The sequence below is a fragment of the Rhodospirillales bacterium genome (assembly GCA_016699855.1).
GTDB lineage: Bacteria > Pseudomonadota > Alphaproteobacteria > Reyranellales > Reyranellaceae.
Map to the genome: position 1 here is coordinate 4784276 of CP064988.1, position 15762 is coordinate 4800037.

Consider the following 15762-nt stretch of genomic DNA (forward strand, 5'->3'; position numbering starts at 1 on the left):
CCCAATCGGATCACGGGGGCTTCCGGCGCGGCGACCGGTTGTCGGCGCGCCGCATAGGCCCTAAGGGTGCGGGGGTGGAGGGATGGCATGAAGGTTCTGTTCTGCGGCGACATCGTCGGCCGCGCCGGGCGCGATGTCGTGGTCAAGGAGGTGCCGCGGCTGCGCGCGCGCCTGGGGCTCGATTTCGTGGTCGTGAACGGCGAGAACGCCGCCGCCGGCTTCGGCATCACCGCCAAGATCTGCCAGGACCTGCACGAGGCCGGGGTCGACGTGATCACCGGCGGCAACCACTCCTGGGACAACAAGGACGCCATCGCCTACATCGCGCAGGACCGCCGGCTGCTGCGGCCGGTCAACTTCCCGCCGGGCACGCCGGGCTTCGGATCGGGAGTCTACGAGACCGCCAGGCGCAAACGCGTGGCCGTGATCAACGTGATGTGCCGCCTGTTCATGGACGCGCTCGACGATCCGTTCCAGGCGCTCGAGGCGCAGTTCAAGACGCACCGGCTGGCCGCCAACGCCGACTTCGTCCTCGTCGACGTCCATGGCGAGGCGACCAGCGAGAAGCAGGTGATCGGCTATTTCTGCGACGGCCGCGCCTCGCTGGTGGTCGGCACCCACACCCACGTGCCCACCGCCGACGCGCGTCTGTTGCCGAAGGGCACGGCCTACCAGACCGACGCGGGCATGTGCGGCGACTACGACTCGGTGATCGGCATGAAGAAGGAGATCGCCATGCCGCGCATGATCCGGAAGATGCCGGGTGACCGCTTGGCGCCGGCGGAGGGCGAGGCGACACTGTGCGCGGTCTATGTCGAGACCGACGACCGCACCGGCTTGGCGGTGAAAATCGCGCCGATTCGGATTGGCGGACAGCTGGCGTCGGCTGAGAATGTCTAAATTTATAAAATATCGAATAATATTAATTAGATAAGATATTTTATTAAACTAATAATCCACTTCATTTTCGCTTTACACAAAGTCGACGCCGCGTCAACGGAAGACACGAGATTCTGTCCATATTTCTAATTTAATACATTAATAAAACTCGCTAATTCATTGAATTATATAAATGAATATAGATCATAAACCGCCTTAAATTGACCATCATCAGACGCCGGCCCCGTCAGCGCGCGGCCCGTCTTTGTTCCGTCCGATCAGTATCTTGGGGATGAAGCGGCCATCACAACCCATTAGAGGTATGGCGTAAATCGCTGTTGACGCCAACCCGAAAAGAATCAAAAGTCTTTGTTATTGAACGGTTTTTCACCGAAATCGTTCTCCGATGTTCCGAGTTAGAGGGGGCGTCGGAACCACGGTTCCGACGTTTTTTGGCGGGGGTCTCGTACCCCCGCCCTTTTTTTCTGCACAGTCTGTGGAAAAGCGCCTCCGACGGACGTCGCCATCTAGTCGATATCCACGACCACGTGGCCGATCTTCGTCCCCGCCTCGACGCAACGATGCGCGTCGGCGATGCGCGCCAACGGAAAGCGTTCGGCGATGGCGAAACGCGCGCCGGTGGAATTCGCGGCGCTGGCGACACCCTTGTCGGCCACCCAGCGTTCGATGTCGCGCACGCAGCGCGCGCGTTGCGCCGGCGTGATCGTGTACATCAGCACCGGCCTTAGCAGCAGGTTCTTCAGGATCGTCGGGAAGAACGGCAGATCCACCTTGGGCGTCTTCGAGCCGTAGTACACGAGGATGCCCTCGTCGCGCAGGACCGCCAGGTTCGTCGCCATGTTCTCGCCGAGCTCGACCTCGACGACGCGGTGCACGCCGGCGCCTGACGTGATCGCGCGCACCCGCGCGACCACGTCCTCGGTCCGGTAGTTGATCACGTGGTCGGCGCCGGCCGCCTTGGCGTGCGCCGCCTTCTCCGGCCCGCTGACGGTGGTGATCACCTCGGCGCCCGCCCAGCGCGCGAGCTGGATGGCGTAGTGGCCGACCACGCCGGCGCCGCCCGACACCAGGACGGTCTCGCCGGTCGGCGCGCCGTCGGCGAACAAGCAGCGATGCGCGGTGATCACCGGGATGGCGAGGCAGGCGCCCTGCGCGAAATCCAGCGCCGACGGCAGCGGCACGGCCATCTCCGACGGCACGGCGCAGAGCTGCGCGGCGGTGCCGTTCCACCGGCCGTAGGCGGCGTTCCACAGCCAGACGCGCTGGCCGATCCGAGCCGCCGGCACGCCGGCGCCGACCGCGACGATCTCGCCGGCGGCGTCGCTGTGCGGGATCTGGCGGGGGATCGTCATCTTGGCGCGCAGGCCCATCCGGGTCTTCACGTCCGATGGGTTGACCGCCGAGGCGCGGATGCGCACCAGCACCTCGCCGGCGGCGGGGACGGGGTCGGGCAGGTCGCCGACCACCAGCACCTCGTCGGCGGGGCCGTTACGGTCGTACCAGGCGGCTTTCATCTCGATGTCCTTCGGTGATCGTAGGGCGTGGCCGGGCGGCCGACGCGGGGGGATGGCGGGCGGATCACGGCTTCGGCGCGTTCGCGGCCAGCAGGGCCAGCGCGCGCGCCATCGTCTCCGGTCCCGCCGAAGCCGGCGTGCCGGCGTCGAACGGCGGGTCCGGCGCGTATTCGATGGCGAGCTGCAGGGCCCTCGCGGTCGGCTCGTCGACCAGCCGCGCCGCCAGCGTCAGCGCCATGTCGATGCCGGCCGACACGCCGGCGGCGGTGACGTACTTGCCGTGCTCGACCACGCGCTGTTCGACCGGCATGGCGCCGAGGCGGCGCAGGGCGTTCATCGCCGCCCAGTGCGTCGTGGCGCGCCGATCCTTCAGCAGCCCCGCGGCGGCGAGGATCACCGCGCCGGTGCACACCGACGTGGTCCAGCGCGTCGTGGCGTCGACCGCGCGCAGCCAGTCGAGCGTCCGGGGATCGGCGACCTGCGGTCGCACGTCGCCGGCGCCGGGCACGACCAGCACGTCGGCGCGCGCCACGTCGGCCATGGCGCGCAGCCCGTCGAACTTGAGGCCGGTGTCGGTGGTCACCGCGCCGCCATCGCGCGCCACCGGGAACGCGCGCGCGCCGGGCAGGCGCGACAGCACTTCCCATGGGCCGATCGCGTCGAGCGTGGTCATGCCGTCGTAGAACAGGAAGACGATGTCCATTTGGCTCCGTCCGTGGTCAACGCCGCCACTCTTGCATCGGCGGCGCCGGCCGGCTACCTCCGGCGCCGGCCGACGACGGATACAGGCTTCGCCCATGCGGGACGACGCCATCCGTGGTATGAGGCCGGCGCAGTCAACCACAGGATATCGGAACCGGGCCATGGCGGGCCATTCCCAATTCAAGAACATCATGCACCGCAAGGGCGCGCAGGACGCCCGCCGTGCCAAGGTCTTCACCAAGCTGCTGCGCGAGATCACGACGGCGGCGCGCAGCGGCCTGCCCGATCCGGCGTCGAATCCGCGTCTGCGCGCCGCCGTGATCGCGGCGCGCGAGGCCAACATGTCGAAGGACACCGTCGACCGCGCGATCAAGCGGGCCTCCGGCGCCGACGGCGACGCGAACTACGAGGAGATGCGCTACGAGGGCTACGGTCCCGGCGGCGTCGCGGTGATCGTCGAGGCCCTGACCGACAACCGCAACCGCACCGCGTCGGACGTCCGTTCGACCTTCGCCAAATACGGCGGCAATCTCGGCGAGACCGGCAGCGTCGCCTTCATGTTCGACCGCGTCGGCGAGTTCCGCTTCAAGCTGGCGGTCGGATCGGCCGACGAGGTGCTCGAGAAGGCGATCGACGCCGGCGCCGACGACGTGCAGACGGTCGAGGGCGAGGACGGCCACCACGAGATCGTCTGCGCCCAGGATTCGTACAACGCGGTGCGCGAGGCGCTCGAGAAGTCGCTGGGGGCGCCGACCAGCGCCAAGCTGGTGTGGCGGCCCCGGACCGGCGCGCCGGTCGAGGGCGAGACGGCGCAGACGCTGATGAAGCTGATCGGCGCGCTCGACGACAACGACGACGTGCAGACCGTGTTCGCCAATTTCGAGATGTCCGACGCCACGCTGGCGTCGCTGGCGGGATGAGGATCGCGATGTGACCGGGCCGGCGTCGCCCGACCTCTCCACCACGCCCGCGCCGCGGCGCGCGCCGGGCGCGGGGAGGCGCGGCCGATGCGGCTGATCGGACTCGATCCGGGATTGCGCAACACCGGCTGGGGCGTGATCGAGTCGGAGGGCAACCGGCTGCGCTACGTCGCGTGCGGCGTGGTGCATTCCGACGAGGCGCTGCCGCTGGCGTCGCGGCTGTGCCAGCTGTTCGACGGCGTGACGGCGGTGATCGCGGAGTGGGCGCCGCTCGAGGCGGCGGTCGAGGAGACCTTCGTCAACAAGAACCCGAACTCGACCCTGAAGCTCGGCCAGGCGCGCGGCGCGGTGCTGCTGGCGCCGGCCAAGCGCGGCCTGCCGGCGTTCGAGTACGGCGCCAACCACATCAAGAAATCCGTGGTCGGCGTCGGCCACGCCGACAAGGTCCAGGTCGAGATGATGGTGCGCCGGCTGCTGCCCGGCAGCGACGCGGTCGCGGACGCCGCCGACGCGCTGGCGGTGGCGATCTGCCACGCCCACAACCGGTCGTCGATCGACCGCTGGAAGGCCGGCGAGACCACCGCCGGCGACGAGTCCGGCGGCGAGGTCGGCGCGGTGCGCGGCGGACGGATCGGCGCCGGCCGCGGCCGCAGCGGCGTGCGCGGCTCGCAGGCGGAGTGGGAGCGCCGCATCCTCGCGCGCGCTTCCGACGGGAAGCCCGGACGATGATCGGCAAGCTGCGCGGCGTCGTGGATTCGGTGGCCGACGATTCCTGCGTCGTCGACGTCAACGGCGTCGGCTACGTCGTGCACGCGTCGGGCCGCACGCTGCGCGAGCTGGCGTCCGGCGCGCCGGCGACGCTGCTGATCGAGACGATCGTGCGCGAGGACGCGATCTCGCTCTACGGCTTCCTCGCCGCCGCCGAGCGCGACTGGTTCCGCATCCTCACGACCGTGCAGGGCGTCGGCGCCCGCGTCGCGCTGTCGCTGCTGTCGACCCTGGCGCCGGAGCAGCTCGCCTCGGCCATCGTGGCGCAGGACCGCGCCGCGCTGAGCCGCGCGCCCGGCGTCGGCCCCAAGCTCGCGGCGCGTCTGGTGACGGAGTTGAAGGACAAGGCCGTCGCCTGGGGCGCGACGCCGGGGGCGCGGCCGGCCACGTCGACCTCGAGCGCCGATGAGACGCCCGCCGCGCCGTCGGTCAACGAGGACGCGGTCTCGGCGCTGGTCAATCTCGGCTACCGCCGCATGGAGGCGTTCGCCGCCGTCGCCAAGGTCGCGCAGCGCCTCGGCGACGGGGCGCGGATCGACGCGCTGATCCGCGAGGGATTGCGCGAACTCGGCCGTTGAGCCGCGCCCGCGCGGACTAGCCGCCCTGCGGCTCGCGCGGCCACGTTCCGCTTGAGCGCGGCGCGCCCGGCGGTTCCAATCGCGCCGGCAACGAACCGGGGCGGAAACCAACTCCATGAGCAGAAGTCTTCTGATCGCCAACCGCGGCGAGATCGCCATCCGCGTCGCGCGCACCGCGGCGGAGAAGGGCTGGCGCACCGTCGCGATCCATTCCGAGGACGATTCCGCCTCGCTGCATCTGCGCCGCGCCGACGCCGTGTTCGCGCTGCGCGGCGCCGGCGTGCCGCCCTATCTCGACATCGCCCAGATCGTCGCGGCGGCGCGCGAGACCGGCTGCGACGCGGTCCATCCCGGCTACGGCTTCCTCAGCGAGAACGGCGATTTCGCGCGCGCATGCGAGGCCGCGGGACTGATCTTCGTCGGACCGCGGCCGGAGACGCTGGACCTGTTCGGCGACAAGGGCCGCGCCCGCGATCTGGCGGCGCGTTGCGGCGTTCCACTGGTGCCGGGCATCTCGGGACCGACGACGCTGGAGCAGGCGCGGGCGTTCCTCGCCGCGCAGGGCGGCGCCGGAATCATGATCAAGGCGGTGGCCGGCGGCGGCGGGCGCGGCATGCGGCCGGTCCACGACGCCACCGAGCTCGACGCCGCCTTCGCGATCTGCGGCGCCGAGGCGCTGCAGGCGTTCGGCAACGGCGCCGTCTACGTCGAGCGGCTGTTCCCGCGCGCGCGCCATATCGAGGTGCAGATCGTCGGCGACGGCACCGGCGCCGTGGCGCATCTGTGGGAGCGGGAGTGCAGCCTCCAGCGCCAGCGCCAGAAGATCGTCGAGATCGCGCCGGCGCCGGACCTCGCCGACGGCGTGCGGCGGCGTCTGCTCGACGCCTCGCTGCGCCTCGCCGCCGAGGCCCGCTACCGCGGCGTCGGCACGTTCGAGTTCCTGGTCGACGCCGACGACCGGGGCGATTCCGCCGAGGTCGCGTTCATCGAGGCCAACGCCCGTCTGCAGGTCGAGCACACCGTGACCGAGGAGGTCACCGGCGTCGACCTCGTCGCGGCCCAGCTCGACATCGCCGGGGGCCGCACGCTTGCCGAGATCGGCCTGCGCCAGGTCGACGTGCCGTCGCCGCGCGGCATGGCCGTGCAGGTGCGCGTCAACATGGAGACCATGGCCGCCGATGGCGCGGTGAAGCCGGCCGGCGGCACGCTGACGGCGTTCGAACCGCCTTCGGGTCCGGGCGTCCGCGTCGACACCTTCGGCTACGGCGGCTACCGCACCAGCCCGCGCTTCGACTCGCTGCTGGCGAAGGTGATCGTCCACCACCCCTCGGGCAGCTTCGCCGACGCCGCGGCCAAGACCTACCGGGCGCTGTCGGAGTTCCGCATCGGCGGCGTGGCGACGAACCTGCCGTTCCTCCAGAGCGTGCTGCGCCATCCCGACGTGGTGGCAGGCCGCGGCCACACGCGTTTCGTCGAGCAGAACCTGCCGGCGCTGCTGGCGTCCGATGGACCGGACCATCCGCGCATGTATGTCGAGGTCGCCGGCGCCGCGGCGCCGCGCCGCGCCGGAGTCAGGGTCGCCAGCGACGATCCGCTGGCGGTGCTGGCGCTGGGCCGCGGCGAGGCCGTGGCGCTCGACGCGGGCGTCGCGGACATGGCCGCGCCCGATGGCGGCGACATCGCCGGCCCCGAGGGGACGGTGCCGATGCCGGCGCCGCTGCAGGGCACGATCGTCGGCATCGACGTGGCCGAGGGCGATGTCGTGCGGCCCGGTCAGCAGGTGCTGATCATGGAGTCGATGAAGATGCAGCACGTCGTCAAGGCGACGACCGGCGGCACGCTGCGCGCGCTGACGGTGGCGGCCGGCGACACGGTGTTCGAGGGCCATCCGCTGGCGTTCATCGAGCCCGACGCCACCGTCGGCGCCGCCGAGGAGGCGGAGGCCGTGGTCGACCTCGACGCCATTCGGCCCGACCTCGCGGAGGTGCTGGAGCGTCAGGCCGTCACGCGCGACGCGGCGCGGCCCGACGCCGTGGCGCGGCGGCGGAAGACGAAGCAACGCACGACGCGCGAGAACATCGAGGATCTGTGCGACCCCGGATCGTTCGTCGAGTACGGCTCGCTGGTCGTGGCGGCGCGGCGCCAGCGCAACACGCTCGACGAGCTGATCCGCACGACCCAGGCCGACGGCCTCGTCACCGGGCTGGGCCGCGTCAACGGCCATCTGTTCGCCGACGACGCCGCGCGGATCATCGCGATGTCCTACGACTACACCGTGCTGGCCGGCACGCAGGGCAAGAAGAACCACCAGAAGAAGGACCGCATGTTCGAGCTGGCGGCGAAGTGGCGGCTGCCGATGGTGCTGTTCGCCGAGGGCGGCGGCGGCCGGCCCGGCGACACCGACACGGTCTATGCCGCCAACCTGATCACGACCGCCTTCAACCTGTTCGCCAAGCTCAGCGGGCTGGTGCCGCTGGTGGGCGTCGTCTCCGGCCGCTGCTTCGCCGGCAACGCCGTTCTGGCCGGTTGCTGCGACGTCATCATCGCCACGGAGAACGCCAATCTCGGCATGGGCGGGCCGGCGATGATCGAGGGCGGCGGGCTGGGCGTGTTCCGGCCGCAGGAGGTCGGCCCGATGGACGTGCAGACCCGCAACGGCGTGGTCGACGTGCTGGTGCCGGACGAGGCCGCGGCCGTCGCCACGGCGAAGAAGTACCTGTCGTATTTCCAGGGCGCGACGGCGGACTGGAGCTGCGCCGACCAACGGATCCTGCGACGGTTGATCCCGGAGAACCGGCTGCGCGTCTACGACGTGCGCAAGGTGATCGAGACGCTGGCCGACACCGGGTCGGTGCTGGAGCTGCGGCCGAAATTCGGGCTCGGCATGATCACGGCCTTCGCGCGCATCGAGGGAAGGCCGATCGGGCTGGTCGCCAACAACCCCATGCATCTCGGCGGCGCCATCGACAGCGAGGGGGCCGACAAGGCGGCGCGCTTCATGCAGCTCTGCGACGCCTTCGACATCCCGATCCTGTCGTTGTGCGACACGCCCGGCAACATGGTGGGTCCGGAGGCGGAGAAGGCGGCGCTGGTGCGCCATTGCTGCCGCCCGTTCGTGGTCAGCGCCAACGTCACCGTGCCGGTGTTCTCGGTGACGTTGCGCAAGGCCTACGGGCTGGGCGCGCAGAGCATGGCCGGCGGCGGATTCCACGCGCCGTTCTTCGCGATCTCGTGGCCGACCGGCGAGTTCGGCGGCATGGGGCTGGAGGGCGCGGTCAAGCTGGGCTACCGCAACGAGCTCGCGGCGATCGCCGATCCGGCGGAGCGCAAGGCGACCTACGACAAGATGGTCGCGGGCATGTACGAGCGCGGCAAGGCGTTGAGCACGGCGTCCTTGTTCGAGCTCGACGATGTCATCGACCCGGCCGACACGCGGCGCTGGATCATGGCCGGCCTGCGCTCGGCGCCGCCGGTGCCGCCGCGCACGGGCAAGAAGCGGCCCTTCATCGACACGTGGTGAGGCCGCCTCCGGCCCGCGCCGGAGACGGCCCCGCCGACGCCGCGGTTCAGATCAGCTTGAAGATCGCCAGCGCGATCGCCGCCTGCGCGAGCCAGCCGGCGGTCCAGATGAAGGTGCGCGCGACCGGGACGCCGGCGGTGTAGACGACGGCGTGCGCCAGCCGCGTCCAGAACACCACGGCGCAGGCCGTGGCCGTCGTGGCGCTGGTGGCGCCGGTCTGCTGCGCCACCAGCACCAGCGGCGCGAACACGACGAGGCCCTCGACCGCGTTGGTGTGGGCGGCCATCAGGCGCTTGGCCCAGGTCGATTGCGGCTTGTCCGCCGGGCTGTGGTTGCCCATCGCGGGAAGCAGGCCGCGCACCGCCACCCGGTCGAGGATGTAGGGGACCCAGAGGACCCCGGTCAGGATGGCGGTCAGGGTCAGCCAGTACAGTTCCTTGGACATCGTCGCGCTCCCGCGTTGTCGGCCGCCGGCGTGCGGCCCCGGCGGTGGCGGCGCGCCGCCGGGGCGTCCCTCCGGGGCCGGCGGCGCGTCGCCGATGTTGGCCGCGGCCGCGTCGATCCCGTATGGTCGGCCGTCATCATCGTGGAATCGGGAATGAGCGCAATTACGCAGGACGTAATGGCCGGCGCGTCGCGGACGCCGGCCGACGGCGGTTTCGGCCGCGGCCTCAGGACGTGGCGCGAGCGCCGCGGCATGTCGCAGCTCGCGCTCGCCGGCGTCGCCAACAGCTCGCAGCGCCATCTCAGCTTCCTCGAATCCGGCCGCGCCCGGCCGAGCCGCGAGATGGCGCTGCGGCTGGCGGTGGCGCTCGACGTGCCGTTGCGCGAGCAGAACGCGCTGCTGCTGGCGGCCGGCTTCGCGCCGGCGTGGCGCGAGGGCGGCCTCGCCGCGCCGGACGCGCGCAGCATCGACGACGCCGTCGCCCGCATGCTGCGCCAGCAGGAGCCGTTCCCGGCCGTCGTGGTCGACTGCAACTGGAACCTGCTGCGCGCCAACGACGCCACGTTCCGCCTGCTCAAGTTCCTCACCGGCCGCGCGCCGGCGGGCGCGCCGCCGGGCAATCTGCTGGAGGGGCTGCTGTCGCCGGAAGGGTTGCGGCCGTTCCTGGTCAACTGGCGCGAGACGGCGCTCCACCTCCTGCGCGGCCTGCGCAGCGATCCGGTGCTCGACGGCTCGGCCGAGACGCGGGCCTTGGTGCGGCGCCTGGAGGGCGCGCCGGAGATCGCGGCGCTGCTGAAGGCGCCGCCGCCGCCCGATCCGGCGGGCCCGGTGCTGCCGCTTCATTTCCGCAAAGGGACCACCGACATCCGGCTGTTCACCGTGATGGCGACGCTGGGCTCGCCGCGCGACGTGGCGCTGCAGGAGACGATGGTCGAGTTCTTCTTCCCGATGGATTCGGCCACGGCGGCGCTGTTCCGGAAATGGGCGAAGCGCAAGTGACGATGGCGGCGCGCCGGCGGCCGCGGTTGCGCGGCGGCGGCGTATCTGTGACCATTCCGGCGGTACGGGGAGCGTGATGGCGTCTGACGAACGATCGAGCGACGAGCCGGCGGCCGCGCCAGCCGAGACGCCGCCGGAGTCCGCGCCGCCGCCCTCGACGCCCTTCGAATCCGCGGCGCCCGCGGTCGCGCCGCCGCCGCGCGTGGCACCGTCCGACGATCCGTTCGGGCCGCTGCCGGCCGGCGCGCTGGTCGGCAAGTACGAGATCGCGGGCATCCTCGGCCAGGGCGCGTTCGGCATCACGTATCTCGCGCGGGACACGCAACTGCGCCGCGACGTGGCGGTCAAGGAGTACCTGCCGACCGCCTTCGCCAAGCGCCAGGGCGGCAGCACCGTGGTGCCGCGCTCGCAGCACACCGCCGACGATTTCCAGTGGGGCCGCGACCGCTTCGTCGATGAGGCCCGCACGCTGGCGTCGCTCGAGGACGCGCCGGGCATCGTCAACGTGCACGACTTCATGGAGGCCAACGGCACGGCCTACATGGTGATGGCGCTGGTGCGCGGCGAGACGGTCGAGGCGCGCCTCAAGCGCGAGACGCGCCTGCCGGAGGCGGTCATCGCCAGGATGCTGCCACCGCTGCTCGACGGTCTGGAGCTGGTGCACGCGGCGGGCTTCCTGCACCGCGACATCAAGCCAGCCAACATCCTGCTCGATCCGGCCGGCCGGCCGACGCTGATCGATTTCGGCGCCTCGCGCGTGGCGCTGGAAGCGCGCACGCAGGTGATGACGGCGGTCTACACGCCAGGCTACGCGCCGTTCGAGCAGTCGAGCTCGGCCAAGCAGGGGCCGTGGACCGACGTCTACGCGCTGTGCGCCACGCTCTACCACTGCGTCGACGGCTCCCCGCCGCCATCCGCGATCGACCGCATGGTCGAGGAGCGGCTCAAACCGGCCGCGGAGATGGGCAAGGGCCGTTACGCGCCGGCGCTGCTGGCGGGGATCGACGCCGGCCTGAAGCTGCGCGCGCCCGACCGTCCGCAGACCATCGCCGATCTGCGGCGCGTGTTTAAGGGATTCGGCGGCACCGGATCGCCGCATCATGCGACGGCGCACCCGGCGCCCGCCGACGATCGGGCGGCGGCGCGACGCGGCCGCGCGCCGATGTGGATCGCCGCCGGCGTCGCGGCGCTGGCGCGCGCCGGCGGCGGCGCGTGGTACGCGACCCGTCCGCCGACCGATCTCGATCTCGCCAGCGAGCGCGCGCGTCGCGTCGCCGCCGACGAGAAGGCGCGGACGGACGCCGAGGCGGCGCGCCGGGCCGCGGCCGCCGAAGCCGAACGCAAGGCAGCGGCCGAGACGACGGAGCGGCAGCGCGTGGCCGATGATGCGGCGCGCAAGGCGGAAGCCGAGCGGATCGCCGCGGAGGCGGCGGCGCGTCAACGCATCGCCGCCGAGATCGCGCGCAACACCGAGGCCCAGAAGGCCGCCGCCGAGGAGGCAGAGCGGCAGCGCGTCGCCGCCGAGGTGGCGCGAAGGGCCGCGGCCGACAAAGCGGCGGCGGAGGAGGCCGAGCGCCAGCGCGTGGCGGCCGAGACCGAGCGTAAGGCTGCGGCGGAGAAGGCCGCCGCGGAGGAGGCCGAACGCCAGCGCGCCGCCGCGGTCGAGGCCGCTCGCAAGGCCGCGGCCGACAAGGCGGCGGCGGAGGAAGCCGAGCGTCAGCGCCTTGCGACCGAGGCGGCGCGCAGGGCCGCCGCGGAGAAGGCGGCCGCCGAGGAGGCGGAGCGTCAGCGGGCGGCGGCGGCCGAGGCCGTCCGCAAGGCCGAGGAGGAGAAGGCGAGGGCGCTCGCCGACGCCAGGCGGCAGGGCGAGGCCGCGGAGGCGGCGTTGCGTCTGACGGAGGCCGATCGCAAAAGGATTCAGATCGCGCTGACGTCGCTGGGGCACAACACCCAGGGCAGCGACGGCGCGTTCGGTCCGCGGTCGCGGGCGATGATCGCGGCGTGGCAGAAATCGCGCAACGAGGCCGAGACCGGGTACCTGACGGCGCCGCAGCTGGCGGCGTTGCGGACGCAGGCGGCGCCGGCGCTGGCGCGGTACGACGAGGAGCAGAAGAAAGCGGAGGAGGACGCGAAGCGCCAGGCCGAGGAGAAGGTCAAGCGCGAGGAGGAGGAGCGCCGCCGGGCGGCCGCGTCCGCCGCGGCGCCACCCGCGCGTCCGGCGCCGGCCGCGCCCGCGGAGACCCCGGCACCGCGCGCGGCGGCGGCCCTGCCGCCGGGTGGCGTGGACGGCGCGTGGAGCGGGATGGTGGATTGCGCGCCGGGGCTGCGCGAGACCGTCTCGTTCAACATCGTCGGCGGCGCCGGCATCGCGCGCCTCGCCGCCAGCCAGGGCGCGCTGGTCCTGCGCGTCGCCGGCACCAACGCCAACGCGCAGATGACCTGGCGCGACGCCGCCGGGGTCGACTACGAGGGCACGGCCGCCGGCGTCGTCGCTGGTGCCAGCATCCGGCTCCAGGGCGCCGCCCGCGGCGGCGGCCGGGCGTCGACCTGCGCGGTGACGTTGACGCGGCGCTGACATCGTCCCGTTCTTGCGCGCGGCCGCGGTATCTGTGACGATCCCGACGTTGCGGGGAGCGTGATGGTCTCTGATGATCGGCCTACCGCCGCGGAACCGCGCGGCGGACCGGATGCCGACGACCCGTTCGGGCCGTTGGCCATCGGCGCGCGGATCGGCAAGTACGAGATCGTCGAGGTGCTGGGCCAGGGCGGCTTCGGCATCACCTACCTGGCGCGCGACACGCAGTTGCGGCGCGACGTGGCGGTCAAGGAGTACCTGCCGACCAGCTTCGCCAAACGCCAGGGCGGCAGCACCGTGCTGCCGCGCTCGACCCATGTCAGTGACGATTTCCTGTGGGGCCGCGAGCGGTTCCTCGACGAGGCGCGCACCCTCGCGACCTTGGAGGACGCGCCGGGCATCGTCGACGTCTACGACTTCATGGAGGCCAACGGCACCGCCTACATGGTGATGGCGCTGGTGCGCGGCGAGACGGTGGAGGCGCGCATCAAGCGCGACCGCCGCCTGCCCCAGCCGACCATCGAGCTGCTGCTGTACCCGCTGCTCGACGGTCTGGAGCTGGTGCACGCGGCGGGCTTCCTGCACCGCGACATCAAGCCGGCCAACATCCTGATCGACACGGCGGGCCGGCCCGTGCTGATCGATTTCGGCGCGTCGCGCGCGGCGCTGCAGGGCCGCACCCAGGCGCTGACGGCGGTCTACACGCCGGGCTACGCCGCCTACGAGCAGTCGACCTCGGCCAAGCAGGGCCCGGCGACCGACATCTACGCCTTGTGCGCGACGCTCTACCACTGCGTCACCGGCACACCGCCGCCGGCGGCGAGCGACCGGATGATGGACGACGACATCGTGCCGGCGGTGGAGGCGGGCAAGGGCCGCTACGCGCCCAGCCTGCTGGCGGCGATCGACGCGGGGTTGAAGCTGCGCGCGTCGGAGCGGCCGCAGACCATCGCGGATCTGCGCCGCGTCCTGTCGGGTCACGGCGCGGGCGCGGTGGCGGGCGCGCCGGCGGCGGCGACGCGCGAGATGGAGCCGGTGGCGCAGACCCGGCGGATGGAGGAGCCCGCGCCGCGCGCGGCGGCGGCGGCGCCCAAGCGTTCGCGCGTCGGACTGATCGCGGCCGGGGTGGCCGCGCTCGCGCTGGCCGCCGGCGGCGGCTGGTACGCGACGCGCCCGGCGCCGGCCCCCGAGGCGGTCAGCGTCGAGGAGACGCTGCGTCGGGCGGAGGACGAGCAGCGGCGCCAGGCGGCTGTCGTGGCGCGGCTGCGCGAGGAGGAGGCCAAGCGCAAGGCCGAGGAGGAGCAACGGCTGCGGATCGAGAACGCGCGCCGCCAGGCCGAGGAGGACGAGAAGCGCCGCATCGCCGAGGAGGCGCGTCAGCGGATCGAGGCCGAGGCGGCGCGCAAGGCCGCCGAGGAGAAGGCCGCCGCCGACGCGGTGGCGCGGCGGAAGGCGGAGGAGGAGGCGAAGGTCCGCGCCGAGGCCGAGGCCGTGCGCAAGGCGGCCGCCGACAAGGCCGCGGCGGAGGAGGCCGAGCGTCAGCGCGTCGCCGCCGCCGCCGAGGCGGAACGGCGCCGGGCGGCCGAGGAGGTGGCGCGCCGGGCGGCGGCCGAGGAGGCCGAGCGTCGGCGCATCGCGGCCGAGGCGTCGCGCAAAGTCGTCGAGGAGAGGGCGGCCATCGATGCCGCCGCCCGTCGCAAGGCGGAGGATGAAGCGAAGGCCCGCGCCGAGGTCGAGGCCGCGCGCCGCCGCGAGGAGGAAGCGCGGATCGCGGCGGAGGAGAAAGCGAAGGCCGAGCGGTTGGCGCAGGAGAAGGCGCTGGCGGAGGCGAAGACGCTGGCCGAGGCCGAGGCGGCGCGGAAGGTGGCGGAGGAGAAGGCCGCGGCGGAGGCGGCGGAGCGCCGCAAGGCGGAGGAGACCGCGAAGTCCGCCGCTGAGATCAAGAAGCAGGCCGAGGCCGCCGAGGTCGCGCTGCGTCTGTCCGAGATCGACCGCAAGCGCGTGCAGGTCGCGCTGACATCGCTGGGCCACAACACCGGCGGCAGCGACGGCGCGTTCGGCCCGCGTTCGCGGGCGATGATCGCGGCGTGGCAGAAGTCGCGCAACGAGACGGACACGGGGTATCTGACGGCGCCGCAGTTCACGGCCCTGCGGACGCAGGCGGCGCCGGCCATCGCGCGCTGGGACGAGGAGCAGAAGAAGGAGGAGGAGGCCAAGCGCAAGGCCGAGGAGGAGGCCAAGCGTCTGGCCGAGGAAAAAGCGAAACGCGAGGAGGAGGAGCGCAAGCGCCAGGCGGCGGCTCCTCCACCGGCGCAAGCCCGGCCGGCCCAGACGGAGACGCCGCTGCCGACGCCCGGCATGCGCAACGTCGTCGGCGCGCAGCCCCCGGCCGCCGCGCCGGCTCCGGCGCAGACGGCGGCGGCGGCCGTGCCGCCCGGCGGTGGCACGTGGCGTGGCTTCTGGGGGTGCGTGTCGCCGCAGGCGGACACCGGCACGTTCCGGCATGAGGTCGCGATTCCGATGTCCGGCGGTCGCGGCTCGATGAGCGCGTATGGTAGCACCATCACGCTCGAGATATCCGGCACCCAGGCGCGCTTCCGCCGCTCCGGCGTGAACAAGCGCGGACAGGATGTCTCCCACTCCATGAGCGGCGTCGTGAACGGCGATGTCATGGTGCTGAACGGCGCGAATGATCGCGTGACGTTGGGCGAGAAGTGCTCGGGCCGATTCAAGCTGAGTCCATAGCGAGACTTGCCGCCGCGCGCGGCCTGGGCGAAACTCGCGCGCCAGCGAGAGAACCGCCATCGAAAACGACCGCCCCGCGGCGCCGCCGATACCAGA

11 protein-coding genes are annotated in these 15762 nt (G+C 72.3%); 8 read left to right on the top strand and 3 right to left on the bottom strand.

Annotated elements, in window-relative coordinates; genetic code table 11:
- Positions 1-87 precede the first annotated feature (87 nt).
- Positions 88-900, top strand: coding sequence for a TIGR00282 family metallophosphoesterase (locus tag IPK81_22710; GenBank protein ID QQS12274.1), 813 nt, complete (start codon positions 88-90; stop codon positions 898-900).
- Between the two features lie 506 nt (positions 901-1406).
- Here IPK81_22710 and IPK81_22715 read toward each other — a convergent pair.
- Positions 1407-2414 carry an NADPH:quinone reductase gene (locus IPK81_22715; protein ID QQS12275.1) on the bottom strand — a complete coding sequence of 336 codons (1008 nt, stop codon included), beginning with the start codon at positions 2412-2414 and terminating at the stop codon, positions 1407-1409.
- 64 nt (positions 2415-2478) lie between these two features.
- Entirely contained in the window at positions 2479-3117 is a 639-nt protein-coding gene (locus tag IPK81_22720; protein QQS12276.1) for a DJ-1/PfpI family protein, read from the bottom strand.
- Between the two features lie 160 nt (positions 3118-3277).
- Here IPK81_22720 and IPK81_22725 point away from each other — a divergent pair, with 160 nt between their 5' ends.
- From IPK81_22725 to IPK81_22740, 4 genes are all read left to right on the top strand, one after another.
- The gene (locus IPK81_22725; GenBank protein QQS12277.1) at positions 3278-4036 is read left to right on the top strand and encodes a YebC/PmpR family DNA-binding transcriptional regulator; all 759 of its coding nucleotides are present in this window, start codon (positions 3278-3280) and stop codon (positions 4034-4036) included.
- An 87-nt stretch (positions 4037-4123) separates the two neighbouring features.
- Positions 4124-4765, top strand: a complete 642-nt coding sequence (gene ruvC / locus IPK81_22730) for a crossover junction endodeoxyribonuclease RuvC (protein ID QQS12278.1) — start codon at positions 4124-4126, stop codon at positions 4763-4765.
- Positions 4762-5382 carry a Holliday junction branch migration protein RuvA gene (ruvA, locus tag IPK81_22735; GenBank protein QQS12279.1) on the top strand — a complete coding sequence of 207 codons (621 nt, stop codon included), beginning with the start codon at positions 4762-4764 and terminating at the stop codon, positions 5380-5382. Before ruvC ends, ruvA begins: the two co-directional genes overlap by 4 nt.
- 115 nt (positions 5383-5497) lie before the next feature.
- Entirely contained in the window at positions 5498-8902 is a 3405-nt protein-coding gene (locus IPK81_22740) for a carbamoyl-phosphate synthase large subunit (protein QQS12280.1), read from the top strand.
- Positions 8903-8948: 46 nt separating this feature from the next.
- Here the strand turns inward: IPK81_22740 and IPK81_22745 are convergent, their stop codons facing one another.
- Positions 8949-9347 (bottom strand): MAPEG family protein, encoded by a 399-nt coding sequence (locus IPK81_22745; GenBank protein ID QQS12281.1) that lies wholly within the window; start codon positions 9345-9347, stop codon positions 8949-8951.
- Positions 9348-9524: 177 nt separating this feature from the next.
- Here IPK81_22745 and IPK81_22750 point away from each other — a divergent pair, with 177 nt between their 5' ends.
- The 3 genes from IPK81_22750 to IPK81_22760 all read left to right on the top strand — a co-directional run bounded on the left by IPK81_22750 (position 9525) and on the right by IPK81_22760 (position 15666).
- Positions 9525-10346: a helix-turn-helix domain-containing protein gene (locus IPK81_22750; GenBank protein ID QQS12282.1), complete on the top strand. Its 822-nt coding sequence runs from the start codon at positions 9525-9527 to the stop codon at positions 10344-10346.
- Between the two features lie 76 nt (positions 10347-10422).
- Entirely contained in the window at positions 10423-12921 is a 2499-nt protein-coding gene (locus IPK81_22755; protein QQS12283.1) for a protein kinase, read from the top strand.
- Positions 12922-12984: 63 nt separating this feature from the next.
- Complete coding sequence (locus IPK81_22760) at positions 12985-15666, top strand: protein kinase (protein QQS12284.1); 2682 nt, start codon at positions 12985-12987, stop codon at positions 15664-15666.
- Positions 15667-15762 lie beyond the last annotated feature (96 nt).